Origin of the sequence: Acinetobacter sp. YH01019 (assembly GCF_013420285.1) — a bacterium.
GTDB classification, from domain to species: Bacteria; Pseudomonadota; Gammaproteobacteria; order Pseudomonadales; family Moraxellaceae; genus Acinetobacter; species Acinetobacter gandensis.
The window spans coordinates 1-2,310 of record NZ_VOYM01000162.1; the positions used below are offsets into that span (position 1 = coordinate 1).

A 2,310-nucleotide genomic window follows, 5' to 3' on the forward strand; every position below is an offset into this window, starting at 1 on the left:
AGATCCATGCACGTGTAGCAGTTCTTAACAGATTTACGGAATTAGGTCGACCACTTACCCAAGTTACGCCTTAAATTTGGCTCAATTAGGGGCGCTTTGCATTTCAAATCTTTGTGCAACAAAGCCGGTGTATAGTAGAAAGTCTTCAGGTCATATCTTTAATGGAAATCAGCATACGAGTGTTCTGAATACAAAAAAAGCTGTAGAAAAAATTGATAAAATTGGTACTAAAGGTGGAATGGTATCAGATGGGGCAGAAATAATTTTAGCAATTCATGATGAGGATGCTGAAAAATTAGCAGAACAAACATCAAAGTTGGTGCTTTCAAAAGCTGGTGAAAAAGCTGGTGAAACATTAGCACTTGGAGTTGTTGGCAGATGCTCACAAAATGCTGTTCGTTCATTAGATCCGAGACAAGTTGGGGTTGGTTTAGCCCTCTGTGGTATCGCTGGCTTGTCAGTTAAGTACGGTATGGAGTCAGCTGGAGAAAATGCAGGTGAAGAAATTGGAAAAAGAGGTGAGGTAATAAAAGCGGCTGAAATATATATCAATGCTCAGAAGAAATTGAATGAAAATGCTGGGGAGGCAGAAAAGAAACGACGAGATAGAGAAATAGAAAAAGACCCTATGCTAGAATGGCAGATAAAATATTCTGACTAAGTGAATGAAAAATGAATGTAAAAAAAATAGCTTTTTTTTTAGTGTTTTTGAGTGTATTTGGTCTTAATGGTTGTACAAAGACTGTACCTCAGAAAGAAAAAAATCTTGTTCAATCAGAGTCTTTATATAAACAAGGTCAAAAATATTTTTTAGGTGATGGTGTAAAGCAAAACTTTCAAAAAGCTTTAGAATATTTTGAAAAAGCTGCAAATGAAGGTTCTGTAGTTGCTCAAAATGATTTAGCAGGTATGTACTTCAAAGGAATAGGTACACAAAAAAATGAAGCTAAAGCTTATTATTGGTTTAATGAAGCATCTAAATTAAATTCTTCTGAAGCTCAGTATAATTTAGGTGTAATGTATGACAATGGATATTATGTAGATAAAGATCGAACAAAAGCTTTAGATTATTATAACTTATCTGCAAAACAAGGATATGCTCGGGCTCAATTCAGCCTCGCTAATGCATATCTTGATGGAAATGGTATTGAAAAAGATATCAATAAAGCCATTAGTTTGTATACCGATGCGGCTAAACAGAATTTACCAGATGCTCAATACAATTTAGCCAACATATATGAAGAAGGAGCTATAGTTCCAAAAGATGAAAAAAAAGCGCTCGATCTTTATATACAAGCAGCAAACCAGAATTTTCCTATAGCTCAAAATAATTTGGGTTATATGTATGCGAATACCTATAATGATCTAGAAAAAGCAAAATATTGGTTTCAACGGGCATTTGAGAATGGTTATAAAGATGCTGGGGATGCACTAAAAAAAATAGAATCAATATCTAATTCTAAGTAGTGTAATTAGGCAAGTTAATATCAATATGATAACTAATATTAGTATGACTCCTTGCGCTTCAAACAAGATCAAAGCAATTAAAGATTTTCTAAATGTGAATTGATTTTCTTTGATTACAAACTTACTTTCATTACCTATGCTAGATATATAAACGGATAAAACTTTATCCGTATTATACTGGTGCCAGGCATTTTCTAATTTAACTTTTAGATCGTCACATGACTCTAATAACGTTATTCTATATATGCTTAAGACATTTTGAGCATTACGATAATAAATTTTGTTATGATATTTATACATGTATTCAACATTCATCTTAGCAGTTCTGTCTATACCTTTTCGCCAAGGTGAACTTGAGCAAGATATTTGTGTTTTTAAAATTTGAAAATTTTCAATTTTTTGCCATGTATTCAAATCTATACTTTTATTATCATATTTATTTGATTTTATTAAAGTAACTAAAATAATTATGAAGCCTATTAAAAGTAAAAAAAGTGAAAATTTTTTCATATAATTATTTTAGCTCTAATTAATGACTATATGTTAATTTCTTAATATCTAAAATTAACATAATACACGTTATACGAAGTTAAAAAAGTGTTAGAACCCATTTAAAGTGTCTATATTCTCACCAATAAAAATGTCTGGTTTATGATGATTTTTATCACCATGGACTGGATATAAAATATAGATGCTGATCACTATGTCTGACAAAAAAATTCAACGTCTTGCAGTTCTGCAAGACGTTCGAGATCATCGTATTACCCAAGTCCGTGCTGCTGAAATCCTGAATCTTTCCACCCGTCAAATTACCCGGTTATTGCAGAAGCTCAATCAAGATGG

3 protein-coding genes are annotated in these 2,310 nt (G+C 32.1%); all 3 read left to right on the forward strand.

What is annotated here, in order from left to right:
- Positions 1 to 76 precede the first annotated feature (76 nt).
- On the forward strand, positions 77 to 661 hold the full coding sequence (locus tag FTT84_RS17565) for a hypothetical protein (protein WP_180082004.1): 585 nt from the start codon (positions 77 to 79) through the stop codon (positions 659 to 661).
- Between the two features lie 11 nt (positions 662 to 672).
- A complete protein-coding gene (locus FTT84_RS17570) occupies positions 673 to 1,467 on the forward strand; it encodes a tetratricopeptide repeat protein (RefSeq protein ID WP_180059000.1) in 795 nt (264 codons plus the stop codon).
- A 691-nt stretch (positions 1,468 to 2,158) separates the two neighbouring features.
- Positions 2,159 to 2,310: helix-turn-helix domain-containing protein (locus FTT84_RS17575; RefSeq protein ID WP_180082006.1), on the forward strand; the 152-nt coding region annotated here is incomplete at its 3' end.

Coding starts and splice junctions, on each gene's coding strand:
- FTT84_RS17570 (WP_180059000.1), top strand. CDS start 673: ATGAATGTAAAAAAAATAGCTTTTTTTTTAGTGTTTTTGAGTGTATTT.